Genomic DNA, 19,086 nt, shown 5'->3' with positions numbered 1-19,086 from the left:
GCCCTATGCTCCAATGCCGCGACCCTACCACGCCCGAGGTTCCCGCGATATGTCCCCGTTCCTCGCCTCGCCCCTCGCCGCCGCCGCGCTGCTCCTGCCCTCGCTCGCCTTCGCCGCGCTGACGCTGATGCGCGATGCGCCGGCGGAATGGGGGCGGGCGGCGCTGATCGCCTGGACGGCGCTGGTCGCCGCCGGGCTCGGCGGCATGGCGGGCGGCGGACCGCTCGCCGCCGGGCTCGTGCTCGGGTTCGCCGCCATCATGACCGGCGGCCCGCCCGGCCTCGTCGTCGCCGCCCTCGCCGCGGCCGCGCCCCTCGTTCTCGGCGCCCCGCCCGCGCCGCGCTGGGCGCTCGCGGCGCTCGCGGCCCTGCCCGCGCTCGCCGCCCTGCGCGCCGCGCTCGCCTGACCTCGGCCTTGAAGTCGCGGGGCGCGCGGGCTACCTCAGGTCGCCCGGGCCCAGGTGGACGAGACCATGACGTCGCTGCTGCAGATCCTGCTCCTTCTCCTCGACGTGATCTGGTGGGTGGTGATCGCGCACGTGATCATGAGCTGGCTGATCGGCTTCAACGTGCTGAACCGCAGCCAGCCGCTGGTCTGGCAGATCTGGAACGGGCTGGAGCGCCTGCTGGAGCCGATCTACCGGCCGATCCGCAGCGTGCTGCCGAACCTCGGCGGGCTCGACCTCACGCCGCTGGTGGCGATCCTCTGCCTCTACGCGATCCGGATCGTCCTCATCAACAACGCCAGCCTCTTCCTCTGACCCCGCCGCGGCGGGGTCAGTCGAGCCCGTCCTCCGGCGGATAGATGGCGACCCCGGTGAACGTCTGGTTGACGTGGACCGAGTTGAACTGCTCGCCATAGGTGTTGAAGCCGACCACGCCGCGCTCCGACAGCACCCGCGACATCTCCGCGCGCGCGCCCTTCTGCTCGACCTCCAGCCGCCGCAGGATGCAGTCGCAGCCGATGATCGCCGCCGGCCGCACCGGATGCGCCAGCCGGTCGAGCGAGCGCGCGAGGTGCGCGCAGATGTCCGTCGGCTCCGCCAGCGTCAGCGTCAACCCGACCTCGATCGCGGCGTAGAAGCTCAAGGCGCCGTCCGGCTCCACCTTCTGGATCGCCCGCACCCCGTGCCCGCCGGGCGCGGTGACCAGCACCGGATGCGCCGCGAAGACGTGCGGGGTGAGCTCGCCGATCTCGCGCCCGATCCGCCGCGCGTATTCCGCCGCCGCCGGGCGGCCGTCGATCTCGTGGACGATCCGCCGCGCCGCGTCGGCGCGCGTCACCCGCATCGTCGCCCGCGTCGGCCGGAAATGGTCGAACTTGAACACCCGCGCCGGGCAGCGGCTGCGCAGCACCGCCAGCACCGCCGCGTTCTCGTGCGCCGCCCCGCCCGCCAGCACCGCGGTGCGCCGGAAATCCAGCCCGTCCCCCGCCGAGCCGCCGAAGAGCGGCACCGTGCCGAGGCTGTAGCGCAGCGCCGCCACCAGCAGATCCTCGCGCTGCGCCAGCCCGTCGTTCAGCAGCCAGGCGATCTCCCAGGTCCAGTCCGGCCTCTCCGCCGCCAGCTCGCCGCGCATCGCCAGCGCCCGGTCGCCGACCCGCCCCGCGTCGAAGCCGCGCAGGTCCCCGATCAGCTCCACCCGCGCCGCGAAATGCGTCGCCGCGAAGCCGATCGCCACCACCTCGCCCGAGGCGTAGCCGTTCGGCGAGATCTCTCCCGCCGTCGTGCAGCCGATGACCGGAACCCCGGGAAACGCCGCCGCCGCCTCGCCCGCCAGCCGCGGCAGATCCGCCTCCGGCGCCACGAAGATCGCCACGAGCGCCAGCCCGCCCTCGGCCCCGCGCGCCGCGAGATCCGCCAGCGCCCCGGCGGCGTCGGCCACCGGCGCGTGCGCGGTCAGGACGCCGCGATCCAAAGCAAGCTCGCCAGCAGGGGTGCTTATCCCGCCGTCCACGGCCTTCCTCCCGTTCTTTTGCCGCGAGTGTAGGATTGACCGCTCGCCCTTGGCAAGATAATTGCGCGTGACGCTCGTGCGACATGCCAAGAATTGCTCATATTTGCATCAGACCGGCGGTTGTCCGGCCGCGAGAGGAGCCGGTGACGAGCGCCAGGCCCCGGCGAGACCGACGAGCGACAGGGAGCTACCCCGGGAAGAGGGTGATGCCGCCGTCGACCCGGATCACCTGGCCGTTGATGAACTTCGCCCGCGGCCCGGCGAGGAAGGCGACGGCGTCGGCGATCTCCTCCGGCTCGGCGTAGCGGTCGAGCGAAACCTTGTCGCTGCGCATCCGCTCCGGGTCCACCACCCGCGTCGCCTGGAAGCGCGCCGACTTCGTCGGCCCCGGCGAGACGGCGTTGATCCGCACCCCCTTCTCGATCAGCTCCTTGGCGAGGCAGCGGGTGTAATGCACCACCGCCGCCTTCAGCGTCGAGTAGACCACTTCCGGCGAGCAGCCGAGATGCGCCGCCGCCGAGGCGATGTTGACGACCGACCCCGAGCCCCGCGCCACCATCGCCGGCACGAAGGCCTGGCAGACCAGCATCGTGCCGATCAGGTTGTTCTCGGTCAGCACCTTGATGTCCTCGAAGGCGACGTTGAGCGCGTCGTTCGGGTTCGGCTTGCCGCCCGAGGCCCCGATGTCGCCGCCGGCGCAGTTGACGAGGACATGCACCTCGCCGAGGCCCGCGTCGATCTCCGCCTTCATCCGCGCCACGGCGTCCTTGTCGCCGATATTGCCGGTGACCGCCACGCACCGCACTCCGTGGGCCCGGATGCGGTCGGCCACCTCCTCGATGTCGCGGAACTCGCCGTATTTCGCCGGCCCCGCCGCGTCGAGGTCGTGGATCGCCACGTCCGCCCCCAGCTCCGCCAACCGCTCGGCCATGTAGCGCCCGAGCCCGCGGCCCGACCCGGTGACGAAGGCGGTCTTGCCGCTCAGTTCCCTGTCCATCTTTCCTCCCTCGCAGCGACCCCGCCGGGCCCGCGTAGGGCGGGTGATTCACCCGCCCTACAGCCGCTCCCCGCGCGCGCCCAAACGTGAACGCTTGGTGAATGCTTCCGAATACCCAAGCCTTATCAGCCTCTTGACCCCGCTATCACGCGTGTTAGCCGACGCTGTCACGCGTGATAGCCCGCTCATCCCATATCCCCGCCGTCCGCATGTTCTCCGCGCTGCGGCGGATCATCGCCATCTCGTACGCCCCGAGCGCCGCGTCCTCCCCGCGCTCCCACGGCGTCAGCACGTCGTCGTCCTCGTGCAGCCGGTTGACCTGCGCCGCGGCAAGGCACGCCGCCAGCCCCCGCGCGTCCTTCGCCGGGTAGCCCCGCCACCAGCCCGGAGTGAGGAGCCGCACGTGCCGCGCCTCCAGCGCCGCCGGCTCCAGCACGGCGTCGGGGGTCGCGCCGGCGGCGTGGATCAGCCGGATCATCTCGGCATGGGGCACGCACCCGTCCCCGATCGCGCAGCGCACCAGCCGGAACCCCTCGGGCGAGAGCTGGACCCGATAATCCTTCAGGTGCAGGTGAACCACATGCGGCGCGATCGCCCGGGCGAAGTCGAGCGGCGCCTCGGCGACCGGAAAGGTGTTGCCCATGTCGAAGGTGATCCCCACCCCCGGCTGCGCCGCGCAAAACCCGACCAGCTCGGCCGAGCCGAAGTCCTGGTGGTTCTCGATCCCGAGCTTGCGCCCCTCGTCGGCCGCCCGCGGCCCCCACTCGGCCAGAGCCGCCGTGATCGTTTGCAGGAGCCCGGGCCAGTCGGGATGCGCGGCCCGGTCGCCGCACAGCACCGGCGACAGCCCGAGCCGGATCACCTTGGCGTCGAGGAGCCGCGCCGAGCGGAAGGCCGCCTCCATCGGCCCCATCATGTCGAGCCCGGCGCTCGCCACCGGAACCATGTCCAGCTCCGCCAGCCGGTCGCGCAGCCGCCGGATCGCGTCGTCGGACATCTCCTGGAGCCACGGATCGAAGATCTCGACGACCTTCGCCCCCAGCTCCCGCGCGATGGCGAGGAAGCCCTCGAGCCCCGCGCCCTCCGGGTTCGCCCGCGGCGTGCCCCTGCCCTGCAACCCCAGCGTCCAGGTCAGCCCGTAGGGGTTCAGCCCGACCCGCATCAGCGCAGCCCCGCGTCGACGACGATCGTCTGCTTGGTGATCATCCGGCTGTCGTCCGCGGCGAGGAACAGCGCGGCGCGGGCGATCTCCTCGCCGACCAGCAGGCGGGGGATGCATTGCCGGTCGATCATGGCCTGGACCGACTCCTCCGTCGGATACCAGAGCCGGAGCTGCTTCTCGGTCATCACCGCCCCCGGCTCGATGGCGTTCACCCGGATGCCGTCCGGCCCGTAGGCCCGCGCCAGCGCCCCGGTCAGCCCGGTCACCGCCGCCTTGGCGGTGACATAGGCCGCCATGTCGCCGGCCCCGAAGCGCCAGGCGATCGAGGAGAAGTTGATGATCGACCCGCCCCCCAGCGCCTGCATGTCGGGATGGACCGCCTGCGCGGTGAAGTAGTGCGGGCGGATGTTGATGTTCTGGGCGCGGTCCCAGTCCTCGGGCTCCAGCGCGTCGATCGGATGGCGGCGGTCGTCGGCGGCGTTGTTGACCAGCACCGAGATCGGGCCGATCGCCGCCCGGGCGACCACGATCGCGGCCCGCAGCGCCTCGATGTCGGTGATGTCGCAGGAGAGCGCCACGGGCCGGTGCGGCGCGCCGTGCAGCTCGGCGACCAGCGCCTCGGCGGCTTCGTCCTGGATGTCGAGGAACGCGACGCGGGCGGCCTGCCCGGCGAAGGCGCGGACGAGGTCGGCGCCGATGCCGGTCGCGCCCCCGGTGATCAGGACGGCGCGGTCGCGCAGGCTCGGATAGGCGGCGAAGGTCATGGGCGCTCCCGGATCAGGCGTTCGGTGTCGGGATCGAACAGGCAGGCGTTGGCCATGTCGACGCCGAGCTCGACAACCTCGCCCATGGCGGGCGCGCTGTCGGGATCGAAGCGGCCCGTGACCTCGACCGCCCCGAAGCGCATGACGGCATGGGTCTCCGAGCCGGTCGGCTCCACCACCTCGACCGGCGCCGTCAGCCGCGCGACGCCGGTCTTCTGCGAGCGCATGTCGGCGCCGTGGCGGAACAGGTGCTCGGGGCGCACCCCGAGGATCACCCGCCGCCCGCCGGCCGCGGCCGCCGGCTCGCCGTGGAGCGGCAGCAGCGCCCGGCCCTCGCCCATGGCGATCGCGACATGGGTGCGGTCGCCCTCGCGCACCAGCTCGGCCGGGATGAAGTTCATCGCCGGCGAGCCCATGAACCCCGCCACGAACAGGTTCGCCGGCCGGCGATAGATCGCCTGCGGCTCGTCGTATTGCTGGAGCTCGCCCTTGTGCATGACCGCGATCCGCGAGGCGAGCGTCATCGCCTCGACCTGGTCGTGGGTGACGTAGACCGTGGTCTTGCCGATGCGGTGGTGGAGCTTCTTGATCTCCGTCCGCATGTCGACCCGCAGCTTCGCGTCGAGGTTCGAGAGCGGCTCGTCGAACAGGAACAGCGCCGGATCGCGCACCAGCGCCCGCCCCATGGCGACGCGCTGGCGCTGGCCGCCGGAGAGCTGGCCCGGCTTGCGCCGCAGCAGCGGCTCGATCTGGAGGAGCGCGGCCACGCGGGCCACCGCCTCGTCCTGCCGCGCCTTCGGCACGCCGCGGCTCTCCATCCCGAAGGTGATGTTCTCGCGCACCGTCATCGTCGGGTAGAGCGCATAGGACTGGAACACCATGGCGATGTCGCGGTCCTTGGGCGGGACCGAGTTCACCATCCGCGGCCCGATCCAGATCTCCCCCCGGGTGACGCTCTCGAGCCCGGCGATCATCGCCAGCAGCGTCGACTTGCCGCAGCCCGAGGGTCCGACCAGCGCGATGAACTCGCCGTCGCCCACCTCGATGTCGACGCCCTTCAGGACCTCGAGCGCCCCGTAGCTCTTCCGGGCGCCCCGGATGCTCAGGGTCGCCATGCCGCCCCCGTATGGTGTTCACGCGTGAATATTACGTAAGTCATTGATTTCATTATACCAGACTTTTTGTGCACGGCAATGTACGCGGCGCCGACCGACCGAAGCGGGCTTGCCCGCGAGGCCCGGCGCGACAAGCGAAAGCACGGCTTTCGCCGCGCCGGCGGCCGGAGCGCGTTGGCGCGCAGGCCGGCGGGGGCGCCGATTTCCCCGTTGCGCGCCATCCGTCCGTGATCGCCCCGGCGAGCGCGGAATCGCGCTCGCCCCCCGCGGGGCGATCGCGGACGGATTTGCCACGCGTCAAATCCGTCTGGCGTCACGCGTCGCGACCTGCTTCCGGCGGGGTTTGCGTTCCAGCGTCGCGCAGCGTCCACGCTCACTTCACCGCCCCTTGCGTCAGCCCGCGCACGAAGTACTTCCCGCCGAAGAAATAGATCAGCAGCGGCGGCAGCGCCCCGATCAGCACGCCCGCGCTCATCACGTCGTAGTTGCGCACGTTGGTCTGGTCCGAGGCGAGCGCCACCAGCGCCGCGGTGATCGGCTGCGCCTTGCCGGAAGTGAAGACCACGCCGAACAGGAACTCGTTCCAGATCCCCGTGAACTGCCAGATCACCGTCACGATCAGGATCGGCGGCGACAGCGGCAGCACGATCTTGCGGAAGATGCGCCAGAAGCCCGCCCCGTCGATCCGCGCCGCCTTGATCAGGTCGTCGGGAATGTTGACGTAGTAGTTGCGGCAGAACAGCGTCGTGAACGAGATCCCCTGCACCGTGTGGATCAGCACCAGCCCCGCCGTGGTGTTCGAGAGCCCCGTGGCGCCGAGCACGTAGGCCCAGGGCATCAGCGCCACCTGCCCCGGCATGAACACGCCGAACAGCATGATCGTGAACAGCGTCTCCGACCCCGGAAACCGCCACTTCGACAGCACGTAGCCGTTCACCGCCCCGAGCAGCGTCGAGATGATCGTCGCCGGGATCGCCATCTTGAGCGAGTTGACGAAGTTGCCGCGCATCCCCTCGCAGAGCCCGTTGATGCAGTAGGACGACCAGGCGTCCCCCCAGGCCGAGAAGCCGATCGAGCGCGGAAAGGCGATCAGCCCGTTCTGAAGGATCTCCGGCAGAGGCCGGAACGAGTTGAAGATCACCACGAAGAGCGGCAGCAGGTAGACGAGCGAGAAGAGCCCGAGCAGCCCGTAGACCGCCACGAGCCCGCCGAGCCGGCGCCGCCGCGCCGCCGCCGCCTCGGGATCGAGGACCAGCGCCTCAGCCATCCCCCGCCTCCTGCCTGCGCCGCCAGATGAGGAAGAGCGCGTAAGGCACGAGAACCACGGCAAGCGCCAGCAGCATCATGATCGCCGCCGCCGCGCCGATGGCGATCTGCCCGCGCTGGAACATCAGGTCGTAGACGAAGATCGCCGGGAACGTCGTGGAGATGCCGGGCCCGCCCCCGGTCAGCGCCACCACGAGGTCGAAGGTCTTGATGGCGAACTGCAACAGCACCACCGCCACCGCGATGAAGATCGGCCGGATCGAGGGCAGGATCACCTTGCGATAGGTGCGGAACGCGCTCGCCCCGTCGATCGCGGCGGCCTTGACCAGATCGCCGTCCACCGAGCGCAGCCCGGCGAGGAAGAGCGCCATGGCGAAGCCCGAGGATTGCCAGATCCCGGTCAGGATCACCGCCCAGATCGCGTGCTCGCGGCTGGTGGTCAACGCGAACGAGAAGTCGCTCCAGCCGAGCGCGCGCACCAGGAACTCGATCCCCGCCGTCGGCGAGTAGAGCCAGGACCACACCGTGCCGGTCACCACGAACGACACGGCCAGCGGATAGAGGAAGATCGTCCGCCACGCCGCCTCGGCCCGCACCCGCTGGTCGATCAGGATGGCGAGCAGGAGCCCGATCGCCATCGAGCCCGCCACGTAGAAGCCCGAGAACAGGAAGAGGTTGGTATAGGCGATGTTCCAGCGCCGGTTCGCCCACAGCGCGGCGTAGTTCTCGAAGCCGACGAAGCCGTAGGTCGGCAGCAGCGTCGAGTCCGAGAGCGAGATGTAGAACGTCCAGAGCGTGAAGACGACGACGTAGACGAAGCTCGCGAGGAACGACGGCAGGAGCACGAGGAGCGGCCCGTGGCTCCGCAGCCGGTTGCGCCAGGCCGGCTCGGCGGCCGGGACGGGAACGGTCGTGTAGGTCATCGCCGCTTCCTGCGGGCGGCGGCCGGGCCGCCGCCCCGCCTTGTCACATCTGCGCCTCGACCTCGTCGGCCATGGCGTTGGCGGCGTCCTCGGGGCTCATGTCGGAGTTCACGAACTCGGTGATGACGTCCATCATCGCGCCGCGATACTTCTGCAGCACCGTCATGTTGTGCGCCATCGAGCGCACCAGCGTCCCCGCCTCGATCGAGGCCTTGAGGTCCTGCTGGCTGAGCTGCTGGCAGGGGTTGAAGCCCTGGCTGAGGTCGACGTCCATCCGCGCCGGGATCGAGCCCTTGGCCTGGTTGAAGGCGACCTGGAACTCCGGCGACAGGATCAGCGTCGCCAGCATCTTCTGGCCCTCGATGTCGGCGGGCTTCGACTGCTCGAAGAACACCACCGAGTCGGCGTTCAGGATGAAGCCAGGGCCGCCCCAGTCCATCGGCGCCGCGCCGCAGGTGTAGTCCTTGCCGTAGGCATAGCCGCCGGCGTTGAAGGTGCCGATCGACCAGTCGCCCATGATGAAGAACATCGCGTCGCCGTTCGCGACCATGCCGAGGGCGGTGTCGAAGTCGCGGCCCGCGATCGCCGGGTCCATGTACTTGTCGACCATCAGCCGGAACTGCTCCAGCGCCTTGACCATGCCCTCGGAGCGCAGCGCCTCGGGGTCGCCCTCGACGAAGGCCTTGCGGTAGAGGTCGATGTCCGTGCCGTAGACGACCACCTCGAAGGTGGTGGCGTCGGTCCAGTCGGCGCTCATGTGGGCGAGGCAGATCTTGCCGGCGGCGATCGCCTTGTCGCAGTCGGCGTTGAACTCCGCCCAGGTCTTCGGCAGCTCGGCGACGCCGGCGGCCGCCATCGTCGGCACGGACGCGTAGAGCCAGTTGATGCGGTGGATGTTCATCGGCGCGGCGACCCAGTGGCCGTCGGGCTTCATCACCTCGAGGAGCTCCGGCGCGACCAGCGCGTCCCAGCCCTCGGCGGCGGCGAGCTCGTCGAGGTTGGCGGTCTTGCCGGTGGCGTTCCACTCGGCGATCTCGGGGCCCTTGAGCTGCACGGCCGTGGGGGCGTTGCCGGCGAGGACGTCGGCGCGGAGCTTGGCCAGCGTGTTCGCGGTGTGGCCGGCGACCGCGGTCTGCTCCCAGACGCCGCCCCGGGCGGTGAACATCTCGCCGAGCTTGGCGATGGCGGCGGCGTCCGAGCCGGTCGCCCACTGGTGCAGCATCAGCACGTGGGGCGCGTCCTGCGCGGCCGCCGCGCCGGCGAGCACGGATGCGCCGAGGATGGCGGCGAGCGCCGTTCTTGTCCGCATGTTCTTCCTCCCGCTGCGGCGCGGATCCCTGCGCCGGCTTCGCTGCGCCGCCCCTTGCGACGCCCCCTTCTGCGAGGGTTGAATTTTTCCTATTCCGAACATATCCCGGTTGTCAATCGCCGGACCGGCGCGCGGACGAGGAAAAGGTCGCCATGACCGGAACCGGGCTGGAGAGGCTGACGAGCGGCGGCGGCGCCGACAGCGCCCAGGGCCGCATCGTACGGGCGATGCGGGCGCAGGGGCCGCTTTCCGCCGCCGAGCTGGCGCGGGCGACCGGCCTTGCGCGCTCCACCGTGTCGACGGCCTTGGCGGGGCTGCGCAAATCGGGCCTCGTGGTCGAGGCGGCGGGCGCGCCCGCCGCCCGCGGCGTCGGCCGGCCCTCGGCCGCGCTCACGCTCAACCCGGAGGCCGGCACCTGCGTCGGGCTCCACCTGGGCCTGGAGGACGTCCGCGTCATGGTCGCGGATGTCTCCCATTCCGTCATTTCCGAAAAAACCATTCCGCTCTCGCTCGACTATGCGCCGGAAGCGGCGGCCGAGGCGGCGCGCGCCGCCGCCGCCGCCGCCTACGCCGAGGCCGGGCTGGCGCCGGCCGGGATGATCGGGGTCGGCGTCTCGGTCTCCGGGCCGGTGGCGCCCGACGGCACGGTGCATCGGGCGAGCATCATCCCCGGCTGGGCCGGGCTCAACATCCGCGAGGTGTTCGAGCCCGCCTTCGGCCGGCCGATCTTCGCCGACAACGAGAGCAACTGCGCCGCCATCGCCGAGATGACCTGGGGCGCGGCGGTCGGCGAGCCGGACTTCGTGCTCTTCAAGGTCGATCTCGGCGTCGGCGGGGCGATCGTCGCGAACGGAAGGCTGGTCAAGGGCGTCGCCGGCGGCGGCGGCGAGTTCGGGCATGTCTCGCTCGACCCGGCGGGCGAGCTCTGCCGCTGCGGGAATCGCGGCTGCCTCGAGATCTCGGCGAGCTTCGCCCGCCCGCTGGCCGAGCTGTCGCGCCTCGCCGGCCGCGCCGTCGACATGGACGCGGCGATCCGCATGGCCGAGGCCGGCGACGCCGGCGCGCTCGGGCTGATCGAGGACACCGCCGGGCGGGCGGGGCGCGGCCTCGCCATGGTGGGCACGATGCTGAACCCGCCGCTGATCCTGATCGGCGGCCGGATGGCGCTGGCGGGCGACCTGCTGATGGCCCCCCTCGTCCGCGCCTACGAGCGGCAGGCGCTCATCAAGGCCCGCGGCCTGCCGCCGGCGCAGCGCACCCGGATCGCCGTGGGGCGCTTCACCGAGACGGACTCGCTCCTCGGCGCCGTCGGGCTGGTGCTGCGCGACGTGGGCCGCCTCGGGTGACGGAGGGGGCCCGAGGGCCTTCAGGAATCGCGCCCCGGAGTGAGGGTGGTTTTCGCTTCAAGGAAAGCCGCGATCCCCTGCGGGGCTTCCGCGCAGGTGGCTTCCGCTATATGATTACAGGTGATTACAACGGAGCACATCATGCCGCGACACGCTGCAACCGAACCCATCACCATCCGCACGGCCAAGGTGCCGGAGATCGACGCCCTGGCGCGGGCGATGGACCGTTCCCGCAACTACATCGTCAATCAGGCGATCGAGCAGTATCTGGAAGCCAACGCGTGGCAGATGGAGCGGATCGCGGCGGGAATCGAGTCCGCGCGGGCGGGCGAGGTGCAGCCTGCCGATGAGGTCTTTGCCGGGATCGCGGCGAAGCACGGCTGGGCGCGTTGAAGCATCTGGTCATTGCGGAACCCGCCGCCCGCGATCTCGAAGGCATCGTGGACTACATTGCGATGGACAATCCCGTCGCCGCCGAGGGGGTCTATCGCGGGATAGTGGCGGCGGCGCTGAAGCTGCCCCGGTTCCCGGCGCTTGGGCGTCCCGGCCGCCACCCCGAAACCCGCGAGCTGAGCGTTTCGGGACTGCCCTATCTGATCGTCTATGAGGTCGACGCCGAGGCGGTGACGATACTGGCCGTATTCCATACCGCCCGCGACCTGGCGCAGGCCTTGCGGGAACGGATGAACGTCGGTTGATGCGAGGAACGGACCAGCCGGTCCGGGTCGTGATCGCCGCGCACCCGGTGCTTGCGGCCAGGCGGCGCGTCGAAGGCCGGGCGCGCCAGTTTCGGTTTCACGGGCCGCGAAGTCTCCGATGATGCCCGTGGCGGCAGGCGCCCTCAGGCCGTCGCCAGCCAACGCTGCTCCCGCGACGAGCGCAGGATGGTCTCGACCAGCTCCTGCACCCGCAGCCCGGCGCGGAAGTTGAAGGGCTCGGGGATCCGTCCGGCGATGGCGTCGAGATAGCCGGCGACCTCGATCGCCTTCAGGTCGTTGAAGCCGAGCTGGTGCCCCGGCGCGACGCAGAAGCGCCCGTAGGGCGGATGGTCCGGCCCCGCCTCGATCCGCCGGAAGCCCCGCCGCCCCGCTGCGTCGGCGGCGCTGTAGAAATGCAGCTCGTTCAGCCGCTCCTGGGTGAACAGCAGCGCCCCCTTCGAGCCGTAGACCTCGAAGTCGTGCTGCATCTTGCGGCCCATGGCGACCCAGTTCGCCTCGATCGACCCCGACGCGCCCCCGGCGAAGCGCACGAAGGCCCGGGCGACGTCGTCGGTCTCCACCGCCCGCGTCCCCCCTGCCCCGTCGGGCCGCCGCGCGATCGCCGTGACCGCGTCGCCCATCACCGACTCGATCGGCCCGAGCAGGAACTCGGCCGTGGCGAGCGCATGGCTCCCGATGTCCGCCAGCACCCCGCCGCCGACGGGGTCGTTGCGGAAGCTGAAGGGCGCCGCCGCGTCGGCCATGTAGTCCTCGGCATGGACGCCGCGATAGCTCCTGATCTCGCCGAGCTCCCCCGCCGCGATCATCTCCCGCGCGACCCGCAGCATCGGGTTGCAGATATAATTGAACCCGACCTGGGTGCGCGCCCCGGCCGCCTCCGCCGCCTCCGCCATCTCGCGCGCCTCCGCCGCCCGCGGAGCGAGCGGCTTCTCGCAATAGACGTGCTTGCCCGCCGCGATCGCCGCCAGCGCCATCTCGCGATGGAGCGCGTTCGGGGCGGTGATGTCGACGAGGTCGATGTCCGGATCGGCGACCAGCGCCCGCCAGTCCCCCGTCGCCCCGGCGAACCCGAGCGCCGCGGCCGCCGCCGTCGCCGCCGGCTCGTCGCGGTCCGCCAGGGTGTGCAGCACGAGGTCATAGGGCAGGTCGAACACCCGCTGGGCGGTGGCGAAGCCGAAGCTGTGGGTCTTGCCCATGAACCCCGAGCCGATCAGCCCAATGCGAAGCTGCGGCTTCTCACCCGGCATGGACAGGCGCTCCGTTGACCACGAGCGCCGGGTCGATCCGCCCGGCGAAGAAATCGATGACGTTCTGGACGGAGCCCAGCGCCATCCGCTCGGCGCACTCGGTCGTCAGCCCCGCGACATGCGGGGACAGCACCACCTGGTCGAGCGCGAGGAGCGGGTTCTCCGGCGCGACCGGCTCGTCCTCGTAGACGTCGAGCCCCGCCGCCGCCAGCCGCTCCTCCGTCAGCGCCGCGACCAGCGCCGCCTCGTCCAGCAGCCCGCCGCGCGCGGTGTTGACGAGGATCGCGGTCGGCTTCATCGCCGCCAGCTCCGCCGACCCGAGCAGCGCCCCGTCCGTCCGCGGCGCGTGGAGAGTGACGAAGTCCGCCCAGGGCAGCCCCTCCTCCAGCGAGACCGCGGCGACCGGCCCCTCCGGCCAGCCGCGCCCGGCGAGGAACGGATCATGGGCCCGCACCTCCATCCCGAACGCCGCCGCCATCCGCGCCACGTGCCGCCCCGCCCGGCCGTAGCCGACGATCAGGAGCCGCTTACCCCCGAGCTCGCAGGGCTCGAGCCGGTTGCGCCAGCTCCAGTCCCCCGCGCGCACCGAGCGGTCGGCCCGGAGCGCCCGCTTCGCCGCGGCGAGCATCAGCATCATCGCCTGCTCGGCGACCGAGACGGAATTGACGTCCCCGCACACCGCCAGCGCGATTCCCCGCGCCGTCAGCGCCGCCGCGTCGACCGTGTCGTAGCCGACCCCGTGCCGCGACACGATCCTGAGCCGCGGCGCCCGCGCGATCGTCGCGGCGGTGAGCGGCTGGGTGCGGATGACCAGCGCGTCCGCCCGGTCGACCAGCGGCGCGTAGCTCGCCTCGGAGACCTCCTCGACGTAGTCGAAGGTCAGGTCCGGGCAGTCGCGCAAGAGCCGGAGCCCGCTCGGGTGCAGCGCGCCGGCGACGAGGACATGGGGCATCAGTAGCCGGCCTTCCCGCTGGCGGCGGCCGTCGCGCCGCCGCCGGTGAGCTCGCGAAACCGCGCCACGCTCGCCGCGGCGCCGGCGGCGAGCAGGCGGGCGTCGCCGCTCACCGTGGTCATGTCGAACCCCCAGCCGATGGCCCGCGCCGCATATTCCGGGGTCCCGCAATGCAGCGCCGCCCGGATGCCGGCGCGCCGGCAGGCGGCGACGATGGTCCGGAGCGCGTCGACGAGATCGGGCTCCTCGCGGTCGAAGCCGGGGGCGCGGCTGCCGTTCGAGAGGCTGAGCGTCAGGTCCGCCGGCCCGACATAGATGCCGTCGAGCCCCGGCGTCGCGGCGATGGCGTCGAGGTTCGCCATCGCCTCCGCGGTCTCCACCATGGCGAAGGTGAGGATCTCGGAATTGGCCTCCGCCGCGTAGTTCGCCCCGGCGGCGTAGACCGCCCGCGTCGGCCCGAAGCTGCGCTGGCCGAGCGGCGGATAGCGGACGCAGGAGACGAACTCGGCCGCCTGCGCGGCGGTGTTCACCATCGGGCAGATCACCCCGTAGGCGCCCGCGTCGAGCAGCTTCATGATCATCCCCGGGTCGAGCCAGGGCGCCCGCGCCAGCGGCGTCGCCCCCGAGGCCCGCACCGCCTGGAGCATCGGCAGCACGTCCGTGTAGTCGAGCGCCCCGTGCTGGACGTCGATCGTCACGCTGTCGTAGCCCTGCGCCGCCATGATCTCGGCGGTGAACGGGTTGCCGATCGAGAGCCAGGCGTTGATCGTCGGCCGCCCCTCGGCCCAGATCGCCCGCAGCCGGTTCGGGATCATCCGCGCCTCCCCGGCACGCCGCCGTTTGCGGCTAACACGCGTGATAGTGAGATCAAGTCATTCATATCATTCATGATTCCATATCCCGTCAACCATCCGTCAAGGTCTCAGAACACGATCTGCGCGAGCTTGACATCGAGATAGTCGGACATGCTCTCCGTGCCCCCCTCGCGGCCCATGCCGGAATGCCGGACCCCGCCGAAGGGCGCCTCGGAGGCGGCGAGCGCGAAGCTGTTGATCCCGACCATCCCGGCCTTGAGCCCGGCCACCACGCGCCGGGCGCGGTCGGGGCTGCGGGTGAAGGCGTAGGCCGAGAGGCCCATCTCGCCGGCGTTGGCGCGCGCGAGCGCCTCGTCCTCGTCGCGGAAGCTGGCGATGGCGGCTACGGGTCCGAAGTTCTCCTCGGCGAAGACCGGCATGTCGTCGGTCACGTCGGCGAGCACCGTCGGCTCGTGGAAGAACCCGGCGTTGAAGCCCGCCGCCCTGCCCCCGCCGGCGACGACGCGGGCGCCCGCGCGCGTGGCCCCGGCGACGACGGCCTCGATCTCGGCGAGGCGCCGGGCGTTGATCAACGGCCCCATCTGCACGCCCGGGTCGAGCCCGTCGCCGAGCTTCAGGGCCTTGGCCCGCGTGGCGAAGCCCTCGACGAAGGCGTCGTGCAGGCTCTCGTGGACGAGGAAGCGGTCGGGCGTGACGCAGACCTGCCCGGCATTGGCGAACTTGGTCGGCACGGAGACGTCGAGCGCCGTGGCGAGGTCGGCGTCGTCGAAGACGATCAGCGGCGCGTTGCCGCCGAGCTCCATCGTCACCTTCTTCATCGTCGCCGCGGCGTCGCGGATCATCTGCTGGCCGACGCGGGTCGATCCGGTCAGCGAGACCTTGCGGACGGCGGGCGCGGCCATGATCGGGGCGTAGGTCGCCTCGGTCGCGCCGACGACGAGGTTGACCGTCCCCGGCGGCAGGCCGCCGGCGCGGCAGCAGTCGACCAGCGCCATGGCGACGCCCGGGGTCTGGCTCGAGGGGCGGGCGATGACCGCGCAGCCGGCGGCGAGCGCCGGCGCGATCTTGCGGGCGAGGAGCGCCGCGGGGAAGTTCCAGGCGGTGAAGGCCGCGACGACGCCGACGGGCTCGCGGGTGACCTCGAAGCGGCCGCCGGGGACGCGGCTTTCGACGATGCGGCCGTAGATGCGGCGCGCCTCCTCGGCGTGCCAGCGGAACTGGTCGATGGAGAGGCCCCATTCGCGCTCGGACTGGGCGATCGGCTTGCCGGTCTCGGTCGAGATCATCCGCGCCGCCTCGGCCTTGCGGCGGAGCATCTCGTCGGCGATGGCGTGGAGCGCGTCGGCGCGCTCGAAGGCGGAGCGGGCGCGCCAGGCGATGAAGCCGCGGCCGGCGGAGTCGATCGCGGCCTCGGTGTCCGACACGGCCGCGCTCGGCGCGTCGCCGAGCGGCTTGCCGCTCACCGGGCTGATCACCGGCTCGGCGGCGCCGCCGGCGGCTTGCGTCCAGGCTCCGTCGATGAACAATCCGAAGCTCCGGTACATCGCCTTCCCCCCGTGGACGCCCCCTGCCCCCGGGTCTCTGCCCGGCGTCGCGCAACGTTTGTTGCATACCCATTGCTTTGTCAACAACCATTCCGTAAGACGTCCGGAAACCGCTGCGGGAGGAGCGAGATGACCGCGTCGACGATCAGACTGACCATGGCGCAGGCGCTGGTGCGCTATCTCTGCAACCAGTTCACCGAGATCGACGGCGAGCAGGTCCCGCTCTTCGCCGGGGTGTTCGCGATCTTCGGCCACGGCAACGTCACCTGCCTCAGCGAAGCGCTTGAGCCGGTTCAGGAAATACTGCCCACGTGGCGCGGGCAGAACGAGCAGTCGATGGCGCTGGCCGCCATCGCCTTCGCCAAGGCGAAGCGGCGGCGGCAGATCATGGTGGCGGCCTCCTCGATCGGGCCGGGGGCGACCAACATGGTCACCGCCGCCGGTCTCGCCCACTCGAATCGGCTGCCGGTGCTGCTCCTCTCCGGCGACAGCTTCGCCAACCGCCGGCCGGACCCGGTGATGCAGCAGGTGGAGCATTTCGGGAACCCGACGATCACGGTGAACGACGCCTTCAAGGCGGTGACGCGCTACTGGGACCGCATCGCGCTCCCCGAGCAGATCATCGGCTCGCTGCCGCAGGCGGTGGCGGCGATGCTCGACCCGGCGGATTGCGGGCCGGCGTTCCTCGCGCTCTGCCAGGACGCCCAGGAGATGGCGTTCGACTACCCGGAGGCGTTCTTCGCGCCCAATGTCTGGACCGTGCCGCGGCCGCGGCCGGACCGGGTGCGGCTGGCCGAGGCGGTGGCGCTGCTCAAGGGGGCGAAGAAGCCGCTGATCATCTCGGGCGGCGGGGTGCGCTACTCGCTGGCCGAGGAGGTGGTGGCCAAGTTCGCGGCCGACCGCGGCATCCCGCTGACCGAGACCATCGCCGGCAAGGGCGCGGTCGCGCACGACCATCCCGCCCATGCCGGGCCGATCGGCATCCTCGGCTCCACCTCGGCGAACGCGCTGGCGGCCGAGGCGGACGTGGTGCTGGCGATCGGCACCCGGCTGATGGACTTCACCACCGGGTCCTGGACGGTGTTCAACCACGACGCGCGGATCGTCGGGATCAACGCGGCGCGCTGGGACGCGACCAAGCACCGCTCGCTCGCGGTGGTGGGCGACGCGCGCGAGACGGTGGCGGAGATGGATGCAGGCCTCGGCGACTGGAAGGCGCCGGCGGCGTGGACGGCGCGGATCCGGCCGCTGATGGCGGAGTGGAACGGCATCCTCGACGAATTGCAGAAGCCGACCAACGCCGAGACGCCGACCTATGCGCAGGCGATCGCGGCGGTCCATGCCGCCGCGCGGCCGACGGATCCGATCCTCACCGCGGCGGGCGGGCTGCCGGGCGAGCTGGTCAAGGGCTGGCGGGTGAAGAGCCCGAACACCTTCGACTGCGAGTTCGGCTTCTCGACCATGGGCTACGAGATCTCGGCCGGCTGGGGCTACGCCATGGCGCGGCCGGGGACGACGCCGATCGTGATGGTGGGCGACGGCACCTACATGATGATGAACTCGGAGATCTATTCCTCGGTGCTCGCGGGGCACAAGTTCATCCTCGTCGTCTGCGACAACGGCGGCTATGCGGTGATCAACCGGCTGCAGAACGCCAAGGGGACGCCGGGCTTCAACAACCTGATCCGCGACTGCCGGGTGACGGCGCCCTTCGCCGTCGACTTCGTCAAGCACGCGGAATCGATGGGGGCGCTGGCGCGGCGCTGCGAGAGCCTCGCCGATCTCGCGGACGCCATGGCCTGGGCGCAGGGGACCGACCGGACGACGGTGATCTCGATCGACACCGACGCCTTCGCCTGGGCGCCGGGGGATGCGGACTGGGACGTCGGCGTGCCGGAGGTCTCGGAGCGCGACAGCGTGCGGGAGGCGCATGCGAGGCAGGTCGAGATCCGGGCGAGGCAGCGGGTGGGAGTGTGAGGCGATGAAGGCGAGGCTGGGCATCGCCCCGATCGCGTGGTGGAACGACGACCTCGCGGAGCTGTCCGACGACGTGAGCCTCGAGGAATGCCTGCGGCAGGCGCGCGAGGCCGGGTTCACCGGCATGGAGACCGGCCGGCGCTTCCCGATGGACGCGGCGGTGCTCGGGCCGATCCTCGGGCGCTACGGGATCAGCGTCTGCGGGGGCTGGTTCTCCGGGCTGCTGCTCGACGGCGAGATCGAGGCCGAGAAGGACCGGATCGCCGCGCAGATGGCGCTCTTCAAGGCCGCCGGCGCGCCGTGCATCGTCTACGGCGAGACGGCGCGGTCGATCCAGGGCGACCGCTCGAAGCCCCTCGCCACGAAGCCGAAGCTCTCGGAGGAGGAGATCGCCGCCTACGGGCGGAAGATGACCGCGTTCGGGGAATGGTGCGCCGGGCAGGGGATGCCGCTCGCCTATCACCACCACATGGCGGCGGCGATCGAGACGGAGCGGGAGCTCGACCTCTTCATGAAGCATTCCGGCGAGGGGATCCCGCTCCTCTACGACGCCGGCCACATGGCCTTCGCCGGGGGCGACGTGCTCAGGGTGATCGACAACCACCACGCCCGGATCAGCCATGTCCACACCAAGGACGTCCGGCGCAGAGTGATCGACGGGCTCGACCGCAGCCGGGAGAGCTTCCTCGACGCGGTGGTGAAGGGAGCCTTCACCGTGCCCGGCGACGGCGACCTCGACTTCGAGGCGATCGTGAGGCGGCTGGCCGCCCACGGCTACGAGGGCTGGTTCGTCGTCGAGGCCGAGCAGGACCCGAAGGTGAGCCCGCCGCTGGAGATGGCGAAGGTCGGGCACCGCGAGCTGGAGCGGGTCATGGCGGCGGCGGGGTATACGGTCGAGGCCTGATACTGACGCCGGCCGCATCTCGGGGCGGCCGCCCCGCCCGGCCTCGCGGGTTGCGCCCGGGCCCGGCGACATCTCAAGGGGGCATCGGCAG

General features: G+C 71.4%; 19 protein-coding genes. 7 read left to right on the top strand and 12 right to left on the bottom strand.

What is annotated here, in order from left to right; genetic code table 11:
• Positions 1-49 precede the first annotated feature (49 nt).
• Both KBB57_RS05070 and KBB57_RS05065 read left to right on the top strand, forming a co-directional pair.
• Complete coding sequence (locus tag KBB57_RS05070) at positions 50-406, top strand: hypothetical protein (protein WP_290747451.1); 357 nt, start codon at positions 50-52, stop codon at positions 404-406.
• A gap of 66 nt (positions 407-472) precedes the next feature.
• Positions 473-760 (top strand): YggT family protein, encoded by a 288-nt coding sequence (locus KBB57_RS05065; RefSeq protein ID WP_290747450.1) that lies wholly within the window; start codon positions 473-475, stop codon positions 758-760.
• 16 nt (positions 761-776) lie between these two features.
• Here KBB57_RS05065 and KBB57_RS05060 read toward each other — a convergent pair whose 3' ends face one another.
• From KBB57_RS05060 to KBB57_RS05025, 8 genes are all read right to left on the bottom strand, one after another.
• A complete protein-coding gene (locus KBB57_RS05060) occupies positions 777-1,916 on the bottom strand; it encodes an FIST N-terminal domain-containing protein (protein WP_290747449.1) in 1,140 nt (379 codons plus the stop codon).
• Positions 1,917-2,142: 226 nt separating this feature from the next.
• A complete protein-coding gene (locus KBB57_RS05055) occupies positions 2,143-2,952 on the bottom strand; it encodes an SDR family oxidoreductase (RefSeq protein WP_290747448.1) in 810 nt (269 codons plus the stop codon).
• Between the two features lie 154 nt (positions 2,953-3,106).
• A complete protein-coding gene (locus tag KBB57_RS05050; RefSeq protein ID WP_290747447.1) occupies positions 3,107-4,114 on the bottom strand; it encodes a sugar phosphate isomerase/epimerase in 1,008 nt (335 codons plus the stop codon).
• Positions 4,114-4,878 carry an SDR family NAD(P)-dependent oxidoreductase gene (locus KBB57_RS05045; RefSeq protein ID WP_290747446.1) on the bottom strand — a complete coding sequence of 255 codons (765 nt, stop codon included), beginning with the start codon at positions 4,876-4,878 and terminating at the stop codon, positions 4,114-4,116. Before KBB57_RS05045 ends, KBB57_RS05050 begins: the two co-directional genes overlap by 1 nt.
• Positions 4,875-5,993 (bottom strand): ABC transporter ATP-binding protein, encoded by a 1,119-nt coding sequence (locus tag KBB57_RS05040; RefSeq protein WP_290747445.1) that lies wholly within the window; start codon positions 5,991-5,993, stop codon positions 4,875-4,877. Before KBB57_RS05040 ends, KBB57_RS05045 begins: the two co-directional genes overlap by 4 nt.
• A 373-nt stretch (positions 5,994-6,366) precedes the next feature.
• A complete protein-coding gene (locus tag KBB57_RS05035; protein ID WP_290747444.1) occupies positions 6,367-7,260 on the bottom strand; it encodes a carbohydrate ABC transporter permease in 894 nt (297 codons plus the stop codon).
• Positions 7,253-8,182 carry a carbohydrate ABC transporter permease gene (locus tag KBB57_RS05030; RefSeq protein WP_290747443.1) on the bottom strand — a complete coding sequence of 310 codons (930 nt, stop codon included), beginning with the start codon at positions 8,180-8,182 and terminating at the stop codon, positions 7,253-7,255. The genes KBB57_RS05035 and KBB57_RS05030 overlap by 8 nt, the downstream gene beginning before the upstream one ends.
• A gap of 43 nt (positions 8,183-8,225) precedes the next feature.
• Positions 8,226-9,491 carry an ABC transporter substrate-binding protein gene (locus KBB57_RS05025; protein ID WP_290747442.1) on the bottom strand — a complete coding sequence of 422 codons (1,266 nt, stop codon included), beginning with the start codon at positions 9,489-9,491 and terminating at the stop codon, positions 8,226-8,228.
• A 152-nt stretch (positions 9,492-9,643) separates the two neighbouring features.
• On the opposite strand from KBB57_RS05025, the gene KBB57_RS05020 reads away from it, so the two are divergent.
• The 3 genes from KBB57_RS05020 to KBB57_RS05010 all read left to right on the top strand — a co-directional run bounded on the left by KBB57_RS05020 (position 9,644) and on the right by KBB57_RS05010 (position 11,535).
• Positions 9,644-10,837 carry an ROK family transcriptional regulator gene (locus KBB57_RS05020; protein WP_290747441.1) on the top strand — a complete coding sequence of 398 codons (1,194 nt, stop codon included), beginning with the start codon at positions 9,644-9,646 and terminating at the stop codon, positions 10,835-10,837.
• A 141-nt stretch (positions 10,838-10,978) separates the two neighbouring features.
• Positions 10,979-11,230, top strand: coding sequence for a CopG family ribbon-helix-helix protein (locus KBB57_RS05015; protein WP_290747440.1), 252 nt, complete (start codon positions 10,979-10,981; stop codon positions 11,228-11,230).
• The gene (locus tag KBB57_RS05010) at positions 11,227-11,535 is read left to right on the top strand and encodes a type II toxin-antitoxin system RelE/ParE family toxin (protein WP_290747439.1); all 309 of its coding nucleotides are present in this window, start codon (positions 11,227-11,229) and stop codon (positions 11,533-11,535) included. Before KBB57_RS05015 ends, KBB57_RS05010 begins: the two co-directional genes overlap by 4 nt.
• 143 nt (positions 11,536-11,678) lie before the next feature.
• Here the strand turns inward: KBB57_RS05010 and KBB57_RS05005 are convergent, their stop codons facing one another.
• The 4 genes from KBB57_RS05005 to KBB57_RS04990 all read right to left on the bottom strand — a co-directional run bounded on the left by KBB57_RS05005 (position 11,679) and on the right by KBB57_RS04990 (position 16,096).
• A complete protein-coding gene (locus tag KBB57_RS05005; protein ID WP_290747438.1) occupies positions 11,679-12,803 on the bottom strand; it encodes a Gfo/Idh/MocA family oxidoreductase in 1,125 nt (374 codons plus the stop codon).
• A complete protein-coding gene (locus KBB57_RS05000) occupies positions 12,793-13,755 on the bottom strand; it encodes a hydroxyacid dehydrogenase (protein ID WP_290747437.1) in 963 nt (320 codons plus the stop codon). Before KBB57_RS05000 ends, KBB57_RS05005 begins: the two co-directional genes overlap by 11 nt.
• Positions 13,755-14,570, bottom strand: a complete 816-nt coding sequence (locus KBB57_RS04995; RefSeq protein ID WP_290747436.1) for an aldolase/citrate lyase family protein — start codon at positions 14,568-14,570, stop codon at positions 13,755-13,757. The genes KBB57_RS05000 and KBB57_RS04995 overlap by 1 nt, the downstream gene beginning before the upstream one ends.
• Positions 14,571-14,677: 107 nt before the next feature.
• A complete protein-coding gene (locus KBB57_RS04990) occupies positions 14,678-16,096 on the bottom strand; it encodes an NAD-dependent succinate-semialdehyde dehydrogenase (protein WP_290747435.1) in 1,419 nt (472 codons plus the stop codon).
• Between the two features lie 147 nt (positions 16,097-16,243).
• Between KBB57_RS04990 and iolD the strand changes: the two genes are divergently transcribed.
• On the top strand, positions 16,244-18,091 hold the full coding sequence (gene iolD / locus KBB57_RS04985; RefSeq protein WP_290747434.1) for a 3D-(3,5/4)-trihydroxycyclohexane-1,2-dione acylhydrolase (decyclizing): 1,848 nt from the start codon (positions 16,244-16,246) through the stop codon (positions 18,089-18,091).
• A 4-nt stretch (positions 18,092-18,095) separates the two neighbouring features.
• Positions 18,096-18,995 carry a myo-inosose-2 dehydratase gene (gene iolE, locus KBB57_RS04980; protein WP_290747433.1) on the top strand — a complete coding sequence of 300 codons (900 nt, stop codon included), beginning with the start codon at positions 18,096-18,098 and terminating at the stop codon, positions 18,993-18,995.
• Positions 18,996-19,086: the final 91 nt, after the last annotated feature.

The sequence above is a fragment of the Amaricoccus sp. genome, from assembly GCF_017993425.1.
Classification (GTDB): domain Bacteria; phylum Pseudomonadota; class Alphaproteobacteria; order Rhodobacterales; family Rhodobacteraceae; genus Amaricoccus.
This window is presented reverse-complemented; position numbering and strand designations above follow the sequence as displayed.

What these genes read in the sequence shown, in the direction of transcription:
- KBB57_RS05025 (WP_290747442.1), bottom strand. Translation starts at nt 9,491, where the DNA reads ATGCGGACAAGAACGGCGCTCGCCGCCATCCTCGGCGCATCCGTGCTC.
- KBB57_RS05050 (WP_290747447.1), bottom strand. Translation starts at nt 4,114, where the DNA reads ATGCGGGTCGGGCTGAACCCCTACGGGCTGACCTGGACGCTGGGGTTG.
- KBB57_RS05065 (WP_290747450.1), top strand. Translation starts at nt 473, where the DNA reads ATGACGTCGCTGCTGCAGATCCTGCTCCTTCTCCTCGACGTGATCTGG.
- KBB57_RS05015 (WP_290747440.1), top strand. Translation starts at nt 10,979, where the DNA reads ATGCCGCGACACGCTGCAACCGAACCCATCACCATCCGCACGGCCAAG.
- iolE (WP_290747433.1), top strand. Translation starts at nt 18,096, where the DNA reads ATGAAGGCGAGGCTGGGCATCGCCCCGATCGCGTGGTGGAACGACGAC.
- KBB57_RS05020 (WP_290747441.1), top strand. Translation starts at nt 9,644, where the DNA reads ATGACCGGAACCGGGCTGGAGAGGCTGACGAGCGGCGGCGGCGCCGAC.
- KBB57_RS05055 (WP_290747448.1), bottom strand. Translation starts at nt 2,952, where the DNA reads ATGGACAGGGAACTGAGCGGCAAGACCGCCTTCGTCACCGGGTCGGGC.
- KBB57_RS05045 (WP_290747446.1), bottom strand. Translation starts at nt 4,878, where the DNA reads ATGACCTTCGCCGCCTATCCGAGCCTGCGCGACCGCGCCGTCCTGATC.
- KBB57_RS05030 (WP_290747443.1), bottom strand. Translation starts at nt 8,182, where the DNA reads ATGACCTACACGACCGTTCCCGTCCCGGCCGCCGAGCCGGCCTGGCGC.
- KBB57_RS05005 (WP_290747438.1), bottom strand. Translation starts at nt 12,803, where the DNA reads ATGCCGGGTGAGAAGCCGCAGCTTCGCATTGGGCTGATCGGCTCGGGG.
- KBB57_RS05000 (WP_290747437.1), bottom strand. Translation starts at nt 13,755, where the DNA reads ATGCCCCATGTCCTCGTCGCCGGCGCGCTGCACCCGAGCGGGCTCCGG.
- KBB57_RS04995 (WP_290747436.1), bottom strand. Translation starts at nt 14,570, where the DNA reads ATGATCCCGAACCGGCTGCGGGCGATCTGGGCCGAGGGGCGGCCGACG.
- iolD (WP_290747434.1), top strand. Translation starts at nt 16,244, where the DNA reads ATGACCGCGTCGACGATCAGACTGACCATGGCGCAGGCGCTGGTGCGC.
- KBB57_RS05070 (WP_290747451.1), top strand. Translation starts at nt 50, where the DNA reads ATGTCCCCGTTCCTCGCCTCGCCCCTCGCCGCCGCCGCGCTGCTCCTG.
- KBB57_RS05040 (WP_290747445.1), bottom strand. Translation starts at nt 5,993, where the DNA reads ATGGCGACCCTGAGCATCCGGGGCGCCCGGAAGAGCTACGGGGCGCTC.
- KBB57_RS05035 (WP_290747444.1), bottom strand. Translation starts at nt 7,260, where the DNA reads ATGGCTGAGGCGCTGGTCCTCGATCCCGAGGCGGCGGCGGCGCGGCGG.